The organism is Varibaculum prostatecancerukia (genome assembly GCF_943169825.2).
GTDB lineage: Bacteria > Actinomycetota > Actinomycetes > Actinomycetales > Actinomycetaceae > Varibaculum > Varibaculum prostatecancerukia.
Window position 1 is genome coordinate 1,422,126 of record NZ_OW968402.1, and the last position, 13,312, is coordinate 1,435,437.

General features: G+C 55.2%; 8 protein-coding genes. 1 reads left to right on the forward strand and 7 read right to left on the reverse strand.

The features are described from left to right. Window positions 1–2: 2 nt before the first annotated feature. The 6 genes from recN to dxs form a co-directional block, all read right to left on the reverse strand. Complete coding sequence (recN, locus tag KO216_RS06220) at window positions 3–1,688, reverse strand: DNA repair protein RecN (protein ID WP_215523386.1); 1,686 nt, start codon at window positions 1,686–1,688, stop codon at window positions 3–5. Window positions 1,689–1,691: 3 nt separating this feature from the next. Further along, window positions 1,692–2,525, reverse strand: a complete 834-nt coding sequence (locus KO216_RS06225) for an NAD kinase (RefSeq protein WP_215523387.1) — start codon at window positions 2,523–2,525, stop codon at window positions 1,692–1,694. Further along, entirely contained in the window at window positions 2,518–3,384 is an 867-nt protein-coding gene (locus tag KO216_RS06230) for a TlyA family RNA methyltransferase (protein WP_215523388.1), read from the reverse strand. The genes KO216_RS06225 and KO216_RS06230 overlap by 8 nt, the downstream gene beginning before the upstream one ends. 2 nt (window positions 3,385–3,386) lie before the next feature. Then, window positions 3,387–3,584 (reverse strand): hypothetical protein, encoded by a 198-nt coding sequence (locus tag KO216_RS06235; RefSeq protein WP_215523389.1) that lies wholly within the window; start codon window positions 3,582–3,584, stop codon window positions 3,387–3,389. After that, window positions 3,574–6,051 carry an HAD-IIA family hydrolase gene (locus tag KO216_RS06240; RefSeq protein ID WP_251451933.1) on the reverse strand — a complete coding sequence of 826 codons (2,478 nt, stop codon included), beginning with the start codon at window positions 6,049–6,051 and terminating at the stop codon, window positions 3,574–3,576. The genes KO216_RS06235 and KO216_RS06240 overlap by 11 nt, the downstream gene beginning before the upstream one ends. 205 nt (window positions 6,052–6,256) lie before the next feature. Next, window positions 6,257–8,128 (reverse strand): 1-deoxy-D-xylulose-5-phosphate synthase, encoded by a 1,872-nt coding sequence (gene dxs / locus KO216_RS06245; RefSeq protein ID WP_215523390.1) that lies wholly within the window; start codon window positions 8,126–8,128, stop codon window positions 6,257–6,259. Between the two features lie 96 nt (window positions 8,129–8,224). Between dxs and KO216_RS06250 the strand changes: the two genes are divergently transcribed. Then, window positions 8,225–10,021: a chloride channel protein gene (locus KO216_RS06250; protein ID WP_215523391.1), complete on the forward strand. Its 1,797-nt coding sequence runs from the start codon at window positions 8,225–8,227 to the stop codon at window positions 10,019–10,021. A gap of 533 nt (window positions 10,022–10,554) precedes the next feature. Here the strand turns inward: KO216_RS06250 and acnA are convergent. Then, the gene (acnA, locus tag KO216_RS06255) at window positions 10,555–13,257 is read right to left on the reverse strand and encodes an aconitate hydratase AcnA (protein WP_215523392.1); all 2,703 of its coding nucleotides are present in this window, start codon (window positions 13,255–13,257) and stop codon (window positions 10,555–10,557) included. Window positions 13,258–13,312: the final 55 nt, after the last annotated feature.

Sequence of the window (13,312 nt, forward strand, 5' to 3'; positions counted from 1 at the left end):
CATTACCCCACGCAGCAGGCACTAATCAGCTCCCGAGCGTGGTCAAGGGCAGATTGTGAATCAGCTTTCCCGGCTAGCATCCGCGCAATTTCGCGTTCTCGCTCACTACCTGCGACTTCTCTCACCTGGGCGTTCTCGTTATTTTTTGACACTACCAGTTGTTTATCTGCCCACGCCGCCACTTGTGGCAAGTGGGTTACCACTATTACTTGCGCATGCTTAGCTAATCGAGCCAGCCGTTGCCCCACTGCCAGAGCAGTTTGCCCCCCGATTCCCGCGTCTACCTCGTCAAAAATAAAAGTATGGGTGCCCTCAGCTAGATCACGCGTAGCTAAACTGACTTCTAGCGCTAACATGATGCGAGAAAGCTCGCCCCCGGACGCTCCCTGCGCCAAAGGACGCATCGGCGCGTCCTGACTCTGACGCAACCCGAAAGTTACCTGGTCATAGCCATTTACGGTGGGCTCATCCAAAGTATCTACCTGGATTTCAAAGCCGGCATCTGGCATTTGCAGCCCGCTAAGCTCTCCTACAACTTTCTTTTTTAAATCTTTGGCGAGGGCGTGGCGGGTATCAGTGAGCTTCCTGCCCAAGCTTTCCATTTCTGCGCGGGCTTGTTCTAGGTGTTCCTTGAGCTGTTTACCTTGGTTTTGGGGACCAGAAAGCAGCGCGATTTTCTCGCGAGCTCCCTCTCCCCAGGCCTGCCAGCTATCTAAATCTTCGGCGTAGGAGCGATAGGCATGGCGAAGTTCAGCCAGGCGTCGCTGACTGCGTTCCAGTTCTGCGGGGTCAGCCTCCAAGTTAGCCAAATAGGCTCCGGTCTCGGCGGCAATATCCAAAATAATCGAGGAGGCATCCCTCAGCCCCTGTGCCAGCTCCCCCAGCTCTTCATCGCTTTGCGATCCCTTTTCCAAGGCCTGGACGGCCGCGCTTACCAGAGAAGCCGCATCGTTACCATCCCCCAAGGAATCGCTGGACAGATAGCTATGAGCCTGTTGGGCAGCTTCTCGTAAATCCTCTACATTCCCCAGCCGTTCAATTTTGCGCAGCAGCTGGTCTTCCTCCCCTGCCTGGGGCTGCAACTTTTCCAGCAAAGCTACCCCTTCGCTAAGGCGGGAAACTTCCTGTTCCCGCGCTTGCGTCTGCTTTTCCCACTGCTCTAGCTGCGCCCCTAAATCGCGCCAAACAAAATATTTTTCTCGGAACTGTTTGACGAGCGCTAAATGGGAAGCAGCTCCAAAGGAGTCCAACAAGACCAATTGCCGTCCGGAAGTGCGCAGACTGAGCTGTTCCGACTGGCCATGCACAGTAACTAACTCGGTTCCGATCTTGGCTAATACGGCGCTGGGAATGGTGCGCCCTCCGCCGTGGCAACGTGAACGCCCCTGGGCTGGAACCGTACGTGCCAAAATAATTTCGCCGTCCTCGACTACCCCACCTGCATCTATTACGGCTGCGGCCGCGGTTGAGGAAGGCTCGGAAATAAAAATGCCTTCTACCGCCAGTTCTTTTTCCCCGTGTCGCACCAAAGAAGAATCAGCTTTTTGTCCCAAAAGTAGCCCGATTGAGGAAAGCACCATGGTTTTCCCCGCTCCGGTTTCGCCCGTAAGCACGGTTAATCCCGGCGAAAAATTCAGCCTAGCCTCCGGGATTACCCCCAGGTTAGTGATGGAAAGCTGATCGATCATGACTTACCCTAGCGAACGCCAACCCTTAACCGGCAACTGGAACTTGTGAACCAAGCGCCCAGAGAAAGGAGTGTCAAGAATTTGGGCTAGCAGTACCGGTGATTTGCCTTTGGTGGCTCGCATCGAAGATCCCGGCGGGACTTCGTGGCAGCGCAGACCATCTAGCCACAGCTCCATAGGGGTACGCTGATCAGGCAATACCGAGATTTCCATCGTGGATTCCGGGGAAACCACTAGCGGACGGGTAAACAAACCATGCGCTCCCAGGGGAGAAACCACTATCGCCTCTACATCTGGCCACACGATTGGGCCGCCGGCAGAAAAGTTATAGGCGGTAGACCCAGTCGGGGTGGCCACAATCAAACCATCGGCTCCATAGGTGGTGATGCCGCGTTGATCGATCCCTAGGCCGAGGTGGGAAGGATGGGCGCGGTCAGTGGACAAAATAGCCGCCTCGTTAAGCGCCCAATCGGTTATCTCGCTGCCATCCGGCAAAGAAACCGTCACATCCACCGTCATGCGGGACTGCACAGTATAGGAACCGGCCACAATATGATTGATAACTTCCGAGATTTTATCTGGTTCCACTTCGGTTAAGAAGCCGGTGTGTCCCAGGTTGATTCCGATGAGCGGTACTGCTTGGGCGCGGGCATAGCGGGCGGCTCCTAGCAGGGTTCCGTCCCCACCTAAAGCGATTACGATTTCTACCGCTCCGGGATATTTTTCATCTACCGGGGTTATCCCATGATTTCGCAGCTCAAGTGCCACATTATCAGCAGTTTTATCTAAATCAGGGCGTGAAAGGTGCCGGATTACCATTACCCGCCGCTCACCCATGAGTTTCTCCCTCTGCTTGGTTGGTTTTATCACTTTGTTGTTGCCCCGCTGGCCCGGCCGCGATTGCATCTCTTAGCATTTTCTCAACCGCGTCCTCTGCTGGCATCCTTGCCCCGCGAACTAGGTAAACAAAGTACTCAACATTACCTGCCGGACCAGGCAGCGGTGAGGCCGCGACTTTCTGTAATCCTAACCCGTTTTCTTTAGCTGCCGCGATTACTCCCATAACCGTGTGGAAATGGTCTTCCGGGTCACGTACCACTCCCCCGGAGCCTAAATGTTCGCGCCCAATCTCGAACTGGGGTTTGACCATCAACAAATATTCGGCGTCAGCAGTAGAGGCACGCACTAGGGCGGGAATAACCAGTTTTAGGGAGATAAAAGATAAATCCCCGACTACCAGCTGAGCCGGTTCCCCGATTTCTTGGGGGTCAAGGTAGCGGATATTGGTGCGATCATGAACTTCCACCCGCGGGTCTTGTTGCAAGTTCCAACGCAGCTGGCCGTACCCTACATCTACCGCCATTACCGAGGCTGCACCGCGCCGCAATAAAACATCGGTAAAACCCCCGGTAGAAGCTCCGGCATCCAGGCAGCGTTTACCCTTTATGACGGGTGCATCCTCCCCTAAAATATCGAGGGCGCCGGCCAGCTTATATCCGCCACGGGAAGCGTATTCCACATCTGGGGTTTCGGCTACTACCACCGCTTGCGCGGGATCTATCTGGGAGGCAGGTTTAGGCATTACTTGGCCATCGACACTGACCCGGCCGGAGGTGATCAGCCGAGCCGCATGAGCGCGAGAAGTTGCTAGATGCCTACGCACCAATTCGCGGTCTAGCCGACGCAGCCTCCCCACAACTATTTCCTTTCTACCTGCGCATTCAGAGAATCTAGGGCGGCAGATAGCTTAGTAGCTGCGGCCTCTAAATCGCTTAAAGTAACTTGCGGATAGATACTGTCCCCGCCCTGCGGCCAATTGGCAGTTAGCTGATCGATATCGGATTTTCGCGCAGCTAGTTCCAGGTCTTCCGGGGAGTCCTGACCCTTATTCGGCATTTTCACTGTCACCCTCACCGGGAAGCAGCAGCTCTAGTTGCTGATCTTCGCTGTCCGCTGCTTCATCGCTTTTCGTTTCCGCTGCAGGTTCTGTTTCGCTGGCAGTTTCTTCCGCTACGGCTTCCACCTCGCGTACTACCTCCAAATCCGGCAGGTGCACGAATACGCCCCGATCCCGGGCATCCCAAACTGCCGCCACCAGGGCGCGGTAGTCTTCTAGGCTGAGGACCTGGCCATTATCGACCGGTTCATCGTCGCGCATGACCCGTCCATCTTCGGCCACCATAAATCCGGCTGATTCTCCGCTGGTCCAGGCGCCGGTAGGCTGATGCACCGGACCGGGATGTTCTCGCAGCAAGTCAGTAAGATCTAATCCCAAATAGGAGGGACGCCGATCCGGATAGGCTAAAGCTACCGCTTTGGCATCGGATACCCCGGTGAGGACATGCAAGCTGAGCATATCGGCAGCCACAGCCCCCGCAATATCAGTATCCAGGCGATCTCCTACTGCCAAAGGTTTAGTAGATCCCGCGTGAGCTGCGGCTTTCCGGAAAATCCCGGCAAAAGGTTTTCCACCTGCGAACGGCTTTTGCCCGGTCGCATGTTCTACCGCAGCCACCAGAGAACCGTTTCCCAGGGCAAAACCATCTTCCGTGGGCAAAGTAGCATCCAGGTTGGTTGCCATAAACAAGGCACCGGCACTAATGGCGTAGGCAGCCTCGGAAAGTTGCTTCCAGCCAACTTCCGGCCCGTAACCTTGAATAACGGCCACCGGCTGCTCACTGGCCTTGCTAACTACTTCAAATCCGGCCTGTGCAACTGTATCGATTAGCGCCTGAGTTCCAATCACCAGCACTTTAGATTCCGGTTCAATCTTTTGAGTAAGGATCTCTACCGCGTCCATCGCCGCAGTCATGACTTCAGCCGGATCAGCTTCGATCCCGTGACCTTTAAGTTTTTCCGCAACCTGCTCGGGAGTGCGGGAAGCATTGTTAGTTAGGAACTGGAACTTGATTCCGCTTTGGCGCGCCGCCGCTAAACCGGCAGCCGCATTGGGAATGTCGCGGGTGCCGGCATAGCACACGCCATCCAAATCGATTAGCAGCGCATCGGCAGTCTCTACTAGCGGTTTGCGGCTTCCATGCAGGTCAGAGGGTACATAGGGGTTGTCGGCTTCCAGAACTTCTTCCAGATCCACAATGGCCACCGTGTCCGGAATCTCTGGGGTTTCCTCTGCGACTTTATCCGCCTCTTCATCCCTTCCCAGTTCGCGCAACAAATCAGTCTTATAGGAAAGGATCCGCGCCAACATCACCGGATCTTCTAGGGGGTGATTTTCTAAGAATTGATCAAGTAGCAGCAATGCCGCATCTGACTCACCTAGGTCATGACGGGCTCCTGCCTGCACTATCACCAGCTCTACCAGGTCTAATAGTTCAAAGTCCGAGGTGTTCGTCTCAGCGATAATCTCTAGGGCTTTTTCGGGCTTGCCGAGGCCGCGTTCACAGTCAGCCTCGATGGCTCGCAAACTGTCGGTGCCACTTAAGCGACGAGCAGCTCGCACCTCCCGTAAGGCTTCACTATATTTTCCACATCCGTAGGCGGCGAGGGCGCAGGCTTCCCGTGCCGCAGCGATCCGCCCCGCGCGGCTAACTGCCGCTTTGGCATGCAAATAGGCTTCTTCCGCATCTACATCCAGTAAAGATCCTGCCATCACCAGGTGGCGAGCAACTATTTCTGCGTTATTGGGATCCAGCGAAGATAAAGCTGCCCGGGATTCTCGATCCAGGTCAGATGCTTTTACTCCCGCAGGAATCTGCGGTTCATTCTCGTGGCGCCATTCTTTTGCACGATACCTAGAATCGCGCACCCCGTAGGAATGCTTGCCCTCTCGGGGTGCTTGTGCTTCCCGCTCCCGGCGTTCATCACGGCGTTCATCACGGCGATTATCCCGGTCAAAGCGGCGCCCGCCCCGGTTATATCCCCGATCGAAACCTCGATTCCCGCCGCGATCATTGCGACCAAAGGATGAGCGCCCCGAGCGCTGCCCTCCCCCGCGGTATTCCCGGCGATCGTCACGATATTCGCGCCGATCATCGCGCCGTTCCCCGCGATTATCCTCACGCTGCCCCCGGTAGGAGCCCCGGTCATCACGGAAGGATCCACGGCGATCATTACGTTCATAACGGGAGTTACCTCCGCGGCGGTCGCCGTGATCATTGCGGGAATTGTCTCCGCGCCGATCCTGCCATTTACCACCTGAACGGTTGTTCTTGCGATATCCTCCGTCGCGGTATCCGCCTTCGGATTGTCTACGCCCACGATAGCCATCCCGATCGCCTTGCCGCTCGTCTCTAGACCTAGAGTAGTCGCGTTGATTAGAGGAGTTACCTCCGCTGCCCGACTCAGAGCGCCGCTTGCGCCATTGGGGTTCGCGTCTGCCGCCTTGCTGATTAAAATTACTCAACTCTAGATCCTTATCTTTTTGTTAGTCTGCTGCCTTCTATTCTAGACGTAAAGGTAGCGGTAAAGCTGCCTGCAAAAGGTTGTCTATCCTCACTATTTCGCAGGTCTTTGTGACCGTAAGAGCCAGTTTTTTGAAAAGCCGCGTCTTTTCTCACTAACTCTGTCGAGGAATGGCTCCGGCAGTGCTGGCTAATCTAGAAAAATAGTTAGTCAATCAGTAACGCCAACTCATCTAGCATGGTTTGTGGCGTCATATGCGAGTTTTCCAGCAGGTGATCACGGGAATCCGTGGGCAGGAAGGCACGGGGAATCCCAAAAGATTTAATCGGGGTGAAACAGTTTTCACCGGCGCAGGTGGTGCGTAGCAGCGCTCCTACTCCGTTGGTTACTTCCCCGTCCTCGATAGTGATTGCCAAATCAGCGGCAGCCACCTGAGTTATAAGCGCGGGAGAAATGGGGATAACCCAACCGGGATCCACGCATCTAACCGCGTGACCGCGCTCGGCGAGCTCCTTTGATAGCACGATGGCCTGCCCTGCCATAGCTCCCACTGCTAGCACCAGAATGTTTTTGCCCTGGCCTGAACTTTGGAATAAAACATCGAGGCCGTCTACGGTTGTTTCTGCCTTAATATCTGGGGGCACGCTGCCCTTGGGGTAGCGCACTATGGTCGGCCCGTCCTCAATTGAAACTGCCTGCCCTAGAAGTTTACGTAAGGTACTTGCGTCTCGAGGCGCGGCCACTCTGATTCCGGGAGTCATGGCCGCGATCGCCAAATCCCACATTCCGTTATGGCTAGCCCCATCAGCTCCGGTAATACCCGCGCGATCGAGAATCACAGTTATTCCCTGTTTATGCAGGGCAGCATCCATTAACAGCTGGTCAAAGGCGCGATTTAGGAAGGTGGCATAGAGGGCGAGTACCGGGTGACAGCCAGCAAAAGATAGTCCGGCGGCCATAGTCATCGCGTGTTGCTCGGCGATTCCTACATCAAAAACTCGGTGTGGGAATTGGGCTCGCAGCGGCTTTAACCCTACCGGCTCCATCATCGCCGCCGATATCCCTACAATTTTGGGATTCCGCTTAGCCAGTTGCACGATTTCTTCCGCAAACACCGCTGTCCAGCCAAAACGTTCTTTCTTTACCGGCAACCCAGTCTCGGGATGGATCGGGCCCACCGTGTGAAAATGGTCGGCATCATTTTCTTCCGCCGGAGTGTAGCCACGTCCTTTCTCGGTGATGGCATGCACGATAATCGGGCCGGAAAACTCTTTCGCTCGGGCGAGCTGGAACTCGGTAGCCACAATGTCATGTCCATCTACCGGGCCGGTATATTTAATTCCCAGATCGGAGAACATTACTTGCTCGGGAGAGACCATATCGGCCATTCCCCGTTTTATCCCATGCAACGCCTCATAGGTGAGTTCACCTGGTTTGCCGCGAGATTTCAGCTGCTGTTTGCCCCACCGCAAGGCTCGTTCATAGGCGGGAGAGGTACGCAGCGCATCCAGGTGATGAGCAAGACCCCCGATTGTGGGTTCATAAGAGCGACCGTTATCGTTGACCACAATAATCAGGCGTAAGTTGGGGCGCTCGGAGATATTATTTAGTGCCTCCCAGGTCATGCCGCCGGTCATGGCGCCATCGCCGATCACTGCCACCGTATAGGAGTGGTCACCTTTTAAGGCTTTGGCTTCCGCGATTCCCTGCGCCCAGGACAGTGCAGTAGAAGCATGAGAATTTTCCACCACGTCATGTACTGATTCCGCGCGGGAAGGATAACCCGACAGTCCTTGCGCCGTGCGCAGATTAGTAAAGTCCTTACGCCCCGTCAAAATCTTGTGGACATAGGCTTGGTGTCCGGTATCGAAAATAATGGTGTCACTGGGGGAAGAAAACATCCGGTGGAGAGCGATAGTTAGTTCCACTACCCCCAGGTTGGGTCCCATATGCCCCCCGGTTTTTGCCACGTTCTCTACCAGGAATGACCGGATCTCACCGGCCAGATCCGCCAGTTCCAAGCTGGAGAGCTTCTGCAAATCTGCCGGGTTATTTATCCGATCGAGTATTTTTGCCACCCAGCCAGTTTAGCCGCATTTTAGATCTATAAGAGCAAAGATGGATTTATCGGCAGTTACTTGCGCGTGAGCCGCCCAGCGCGTCAAACTAAAGCCATGGGTAATAAGCAGTCAGGTTTTGCCAGCTCCTTAGGGAGCTCGCGCGCGGGACTGACCGCACTTTCCATCGCTATCGGGGCGCTAGTTGGTCTGGTTTCAGTGGGCTTTTACTATCTAATCGAAAGCTGGAGTTATCTGGTCACCGGTTACACCGATTACCCTGCCCACGCAGGTGCCCCCCACGGATTCCTCGGTTTAGCACCAGCATTTATCATTGCAGTTCCGGTGATTTCAGCTTTGCTTTATGCGCCGGTAGTTGAATATTTCACCCCCGGTTCTCGCGGGCATGCTGTCCCGGAAGTAATGTTCGCCGTCCGCCGCAAAGGCGGGAGGATTCCTGGACGCAACGCCCTGGTGAAACTTTTTGCCGCTTCTCTGACCTTGGGAGGAGGGGGAAATGCGGGCAGAGAAGGCCCGATTGTGATGATTGGTGCCGCGATTTCTTCTTGGGTAGGAACCCGCCTGGGATTAAGTAAACAACGGCTGATGTTCCTGTGTGCTTGCGGAGCTGCTGCCGGGATTGCCGCTACCTTTAATGCTCCCCTGGCTGGCGCTTGTTTCGCGCTCGAAGTAATACTCGGTACCCTCAGCGCCGAGGACTTTGTCTTCATCGTGTTTGCCTCGGTATCTGCCTCCCTGGTTTCCCAACAGTTTCTTCCTGACCGTGCCAGCGTGCCCCTCAGCCAATCTCTTGACTTGTTTTCTCAGAGCGATTACCTGCTAGTGGCAGTGGCGGCTTTGGTAGCAACCCTGGCGGGAATCGGATTTTCTAAACTTATCTACCTGGTTTGGGATGGGATCGACCTGGTCTATCGCTGGAAAGCTTGGTTTCGCCCTGTTGCTGGTTCAGTGTTGTTGGGGATTTTTCTCTACTGTTGTCCCTTGCTTTACGGTACCGGGGAGAGCGTGCAGTTGCGGGTACTTTCGGGTGATTTCCCGCTCGGGATGGTGGTGGCACTGCTACTAGGGCGCGCTCTGAGTGCCGCTTTCACTATTTCTATGGGGGGAGCCGGCGGAGTCTTCGGACCTACATTATTTGTGGGCGCCTGCGCGGGTATGGCGGTGGGAGAGCTAGTGCAACCCTGGTCGGCCTCTTCAACTGCTATTTATGGAGTAATCGGGATGGGGGCAGCTTTCGCGGCAGCCTCCCGCGCTCCCCTAACCGCGGTTTTCATCATCATCGAAATGACCAGGCAGTATTCCCTGATTCTCCCGATGATGCTGGCAGTGGCCATCGCCACCGGAATTTCCCTGTTTATGACCCGTTCGACTATCTACACCCAAAAACTGCACCGCCGCGGCGACCGGCTGTCTGACCCGGTGTCGTCTACTTTGCTCGGGCACAGTACGGCGGCGGATTTAATGCATCAGCCACCACAAGTGTTAGGTGCAGATATTACTTTGGGTGAGGCCGAAAAGACCCTAGAAACCTCGGGAGAAACTTCGCTGTCAGTAGTCGATTCTGCGGGAACATTCCAAGGCTCAGTGAGCGCCCTACTGTTGCGCGAAGAAATCGAAAAGCGTGGCGAGGATGCGCCCTTAACGGATGTCTCCCTGTCCTCAGCCTATTGTTCCCCGAACGATCGCCCCAGTCAGCTACTCAAAGAACTGGCAGAATCTTCTCTTTCTAACCTGCCGGTGGTGGGGCGCTCCCAAAAAGTTTTGGGGTATGTGCGAGGACGCGACTTGATCGTCAAGCTGTACCGCCAGCAAACCCAGGCGCTCAGCCAACGCGACTTGGGAGATTCCCTGGGCAAGCGCATCCGCAAACACTGGAAACATCGCCACCGCTAACGAAGTAACTCTCATATATACAGCGCACAACGACAATCCGGGGTAGCAAAACATACGAGAGACAGGCTGCATCCGCTAGCCTCCAAATCGGGTACCGGGCTTCTGCAACTCTGCGTTGAATTTTATCTTTACCTAACCCCTATTACATGTGCTTATAGTCGGTCACGTGTTATTACTACACTCTACGAAAACGGTATACAGCAAAAATCCGGGGTGGCAAAAGATGCGAGAGACCGGTTGCAATCTCTAACCGAAAGATCGGAAACATACCTATTTATCTCAGTGAGATATTGCCCCTAGCCGAGCGAAGTAAGGCTAAACGGATTCCCCGAGCGCTTTTACCGCTCCAGATAATGTGCTCGCAACCTTGATTTAAAGACTTGAATATTCTGCTCTTCGGCGAGATACGGAGTACTAGCATAACTCTGGGCACGGTAAAAGATGCGAGTGGGGGCTTGATTCGAGCGAAGCAAGAATCACCGGGGTCCCCCGAGCGCTTTTACCGTGCCCAGAGCACTACATTTATTGCGTTATCAGGCAACTAGGTTGCGCAGCACGTACTGCAGGATTCCACCGTTGCGGTAGTACTGAGCTTCACCGGGAGTGTCGATCCGCACTGTGGCGTCGAACTCTACGGTGGAGCCATCGGTCTTAGTCGCTTTCACCTTCATGGTCGGCGGAGTTACCCCCTCATTCAGCTGGGTAATCCCGCTGATGTCGAAGGTTTCAGTCCCGTCGAGCCCTAGGGAATCGGCGCTTTCGCCTTCGGGGAACTGCAGCGGGAGAATTCCCATACCAATCAGGTTGGAGCGGTGAATACGTTCGAAAGACCGAGCGATAACCGCTTTTACTCCCAGCAGCAAAGTTCCTTTAGCAGCCCAGTCACGCGAGGATCCGGTTCCATATTCCTTGCCGCCTAGCACTACCAGTGGGACGCCTGCCTGGGCGTAGGAAACCGAAGCATCGTAAACCGGTACCACCGGGGCATCAGCTTTGGTGAAGTCCTTGGTGAAACCGCCCTCAACATTGTCGAGAAGCTGGTTACGGATGCGGATATTAGCGAAGGTACCGCGCATCATCACTTCGTGGTTACCGCGCCGCGAACCATAGGAGTTGAAGCTGCGCCGTTCTACTCCGTGGGAGCTTAGATATTGACCTGCCGGGGTCTTTTCAGCGAAAGCACCCGCCGGGGAAATATGGTCGGTAGTTACCGAATCTCCCAGTTTCAGCAGCACCCGGGCTCCGGAAATATCTTTCACCGGGTTCGGGGTTTCCGGCATTCCTTCAAAGAAGGGTGCCCGGCGCACATAGGTGGAGGCATCGTCCCACGCGAAGGTGGGTGAATCGGGAACCTCCAGGGATTGCCAGCGGTGGTCACCTTCAAAGACGCTCTGGTAATCATGCAGATACATATCGCGATCGATAGCCTGGCCGATTACTTTTTCTACTTCTTCGGCAGCCGGCCAAATATCGCGCAGGTAAACTTCGTTACCTTGGCTATCTTTGCCTAGCGGCTCGGTTTCGAAATCGAAATCCATAGTACCGGCCAGCGCATAGGAAATCACCAGCGGCGGGGATGCTAGATAGTTCATCTTTACATCCGGGTTAATCCGCCCCTCAAAGTTACGGTTACCAGATAGGACGGATACGACCGTGAGATCAGCGCCCTCTACCGTGTTGTGTACTTCTTCGGGCAGCGGGCCGGAGTTACCGATACAGGTGGTGCAGCCGTAACCGACAATATCGAAGCCCATCTGCGACAGATAGGGCATCAAACCAGCTTTTTCGTAGTAGTCCCGCACCACTTGGGAGCCGGGAGCTAGCGAGGTTTTCACCCACGGCTTGGGTTTTAGTCCCTTTTCGGCGGCGTTCTTGGCGAGCAAACCAGCCGCCATCATCACCGAGGGGTTCGAGGTGTTAGTGCAGGAAGTAATGGAGGCGATCACCACGTCACCGTGATCCATCGCGACCTCTTCTCCACCAGCTAGTTTCACCTGAGTGGGGCGGGTAGGACGCATCAGTTTCGGATCAATGGTCTTATCGCCGGCCACATAGTCGGGCAGGATCTTCTTGAAGGAATCTTTCGCCATTGCCAGCTCGATGCGGTCTTGCGGACGCTTCGGACCAGCAATCGAGGGCACTACGGTGGACAGGTCCAGTTCCAGATATTCGCTGTAACGTGCCTCGTGAGAGGGATCATGCCACAGTCCTTGCCGCTTGGCGTATTCCCGCACGAGGGCGCAGGCGTCTTCGCTGCGGCCGGTCAGATGCAGGTAGTCAATGGTGACGTCATCGATCGGGAAGATAGCGGCGGTCGAGCCGAACTCGGGCGACATATTGCCGATAGTGGCGCGGTTGGCCAGAGGAACTGCACCCACGCCCTCGCCATAGAACTCTACGAATTTGCCGACTACTCCGTGGTCGCGCAGCATCTGAGTGATGGTAAGTACCACATCGGTGGCGGTAGCGCCGGGAGCGATTTCGCCGGTGAGCTTGAAGCCCACTACCCGCGGAATCAACATCGATACCGGCTGGCCAAGCATGGCCGCTTCGGCCTCGATTCCGCCAACGCCCCAGCCGAGGACGCCTAGGCCGTTAACCATGGTGGTGTGGGAGTCGGTTCCTACCAAAGTGTCGGGGTAAGCCAGCGCGCCGTCCTCGTCCTTATCGGCGAAAACTACCCGCGCCAGGTATTCGATATTTACCTGGTGGACAATGCCGGTCCCCGGGGGGACTACCCGGAAGTTTTCGAAGGCGCCCTGCCCCCAGCGTAGGAACTGGTAGCGTTCCTGGTTGCGCTGGTACTCGATATCCATATTCTTTTCGACAGCATCTTTGGTGCCAAATACGTCGATCTGCACCGAGTGGTCAATAACCATTTCCGCTGGTACCTGCGGGTTGATCAGGTCCGGGTTTTTGCCCAAATTCACCACCGCATCGCGCATAGTCGCCAGGTCAACGATGCAGGGAACGCCGGTGAAGTCTTGCATCAAGACTCGCGCCGGGCTGTACTGGATTTCCTTGCTGGGCTCAGCATCGGGATCCCAATTCGCGATCTGCGTGATCTGCTCCTTGGTGATGTTTTCCCCATCCTCGTTACGTAGCAGGTTCTCTGCCAAGATTTTCAAGGAGTAGGGCAACTTTTCAGTGCCGGGTACCGCCTTTAGGTCATAAATTTTATAGCTCTTATCGCCGACACTTAGCTGTGTCGCCGCGCCAAAGCTGTTTAAGCTCATTGCCGCCTCCCATATGGAATCGAGATATTTTCTCTTGACATCAAGATACTTTGCG

What these genes read in the sequence shown, in the direction of transcription:
- KO216_RS06235 (WP_215523389.1), bottom strand. Translation starts at nt 3,584, where the DNA reads ATGCCGAATAAGGGTCAGGACTCCCCGGAAGACCTGGAACTAGCTGCG.
- acnA (WP_215523392.1), bottom strand. Translation starts at nt 13,257, where the DNA reads ATGAGCTTAAACAGCTTTGGCGCGGCGACACAGCTAAGTGTCGGCGAT.
- KO216_RS06250 (WP_215523391.1), top strand. Translation starts at nt 8,225, where the DNA reads ATGGGTAATAAGCAGTCAGGTTTTGCCAGCTCCTTAGGGAGCTCGCGC.
- KO216_RS06225 (WP_215523387.1), bottom strand. Translation starts at nt 2,525, where the DNA reads ATGGGTGAGCGGCGGGTAATGGTAATCCGGCACCTTTCACGCCCTGAT.
- recN (WP_215523386.1), bottom strand. Translation starts at nt 1,688, where the DNA reads ATGATCGATCAGCTTTCCATCACTAACCTGGGGGTAATCCCGGAGGCT.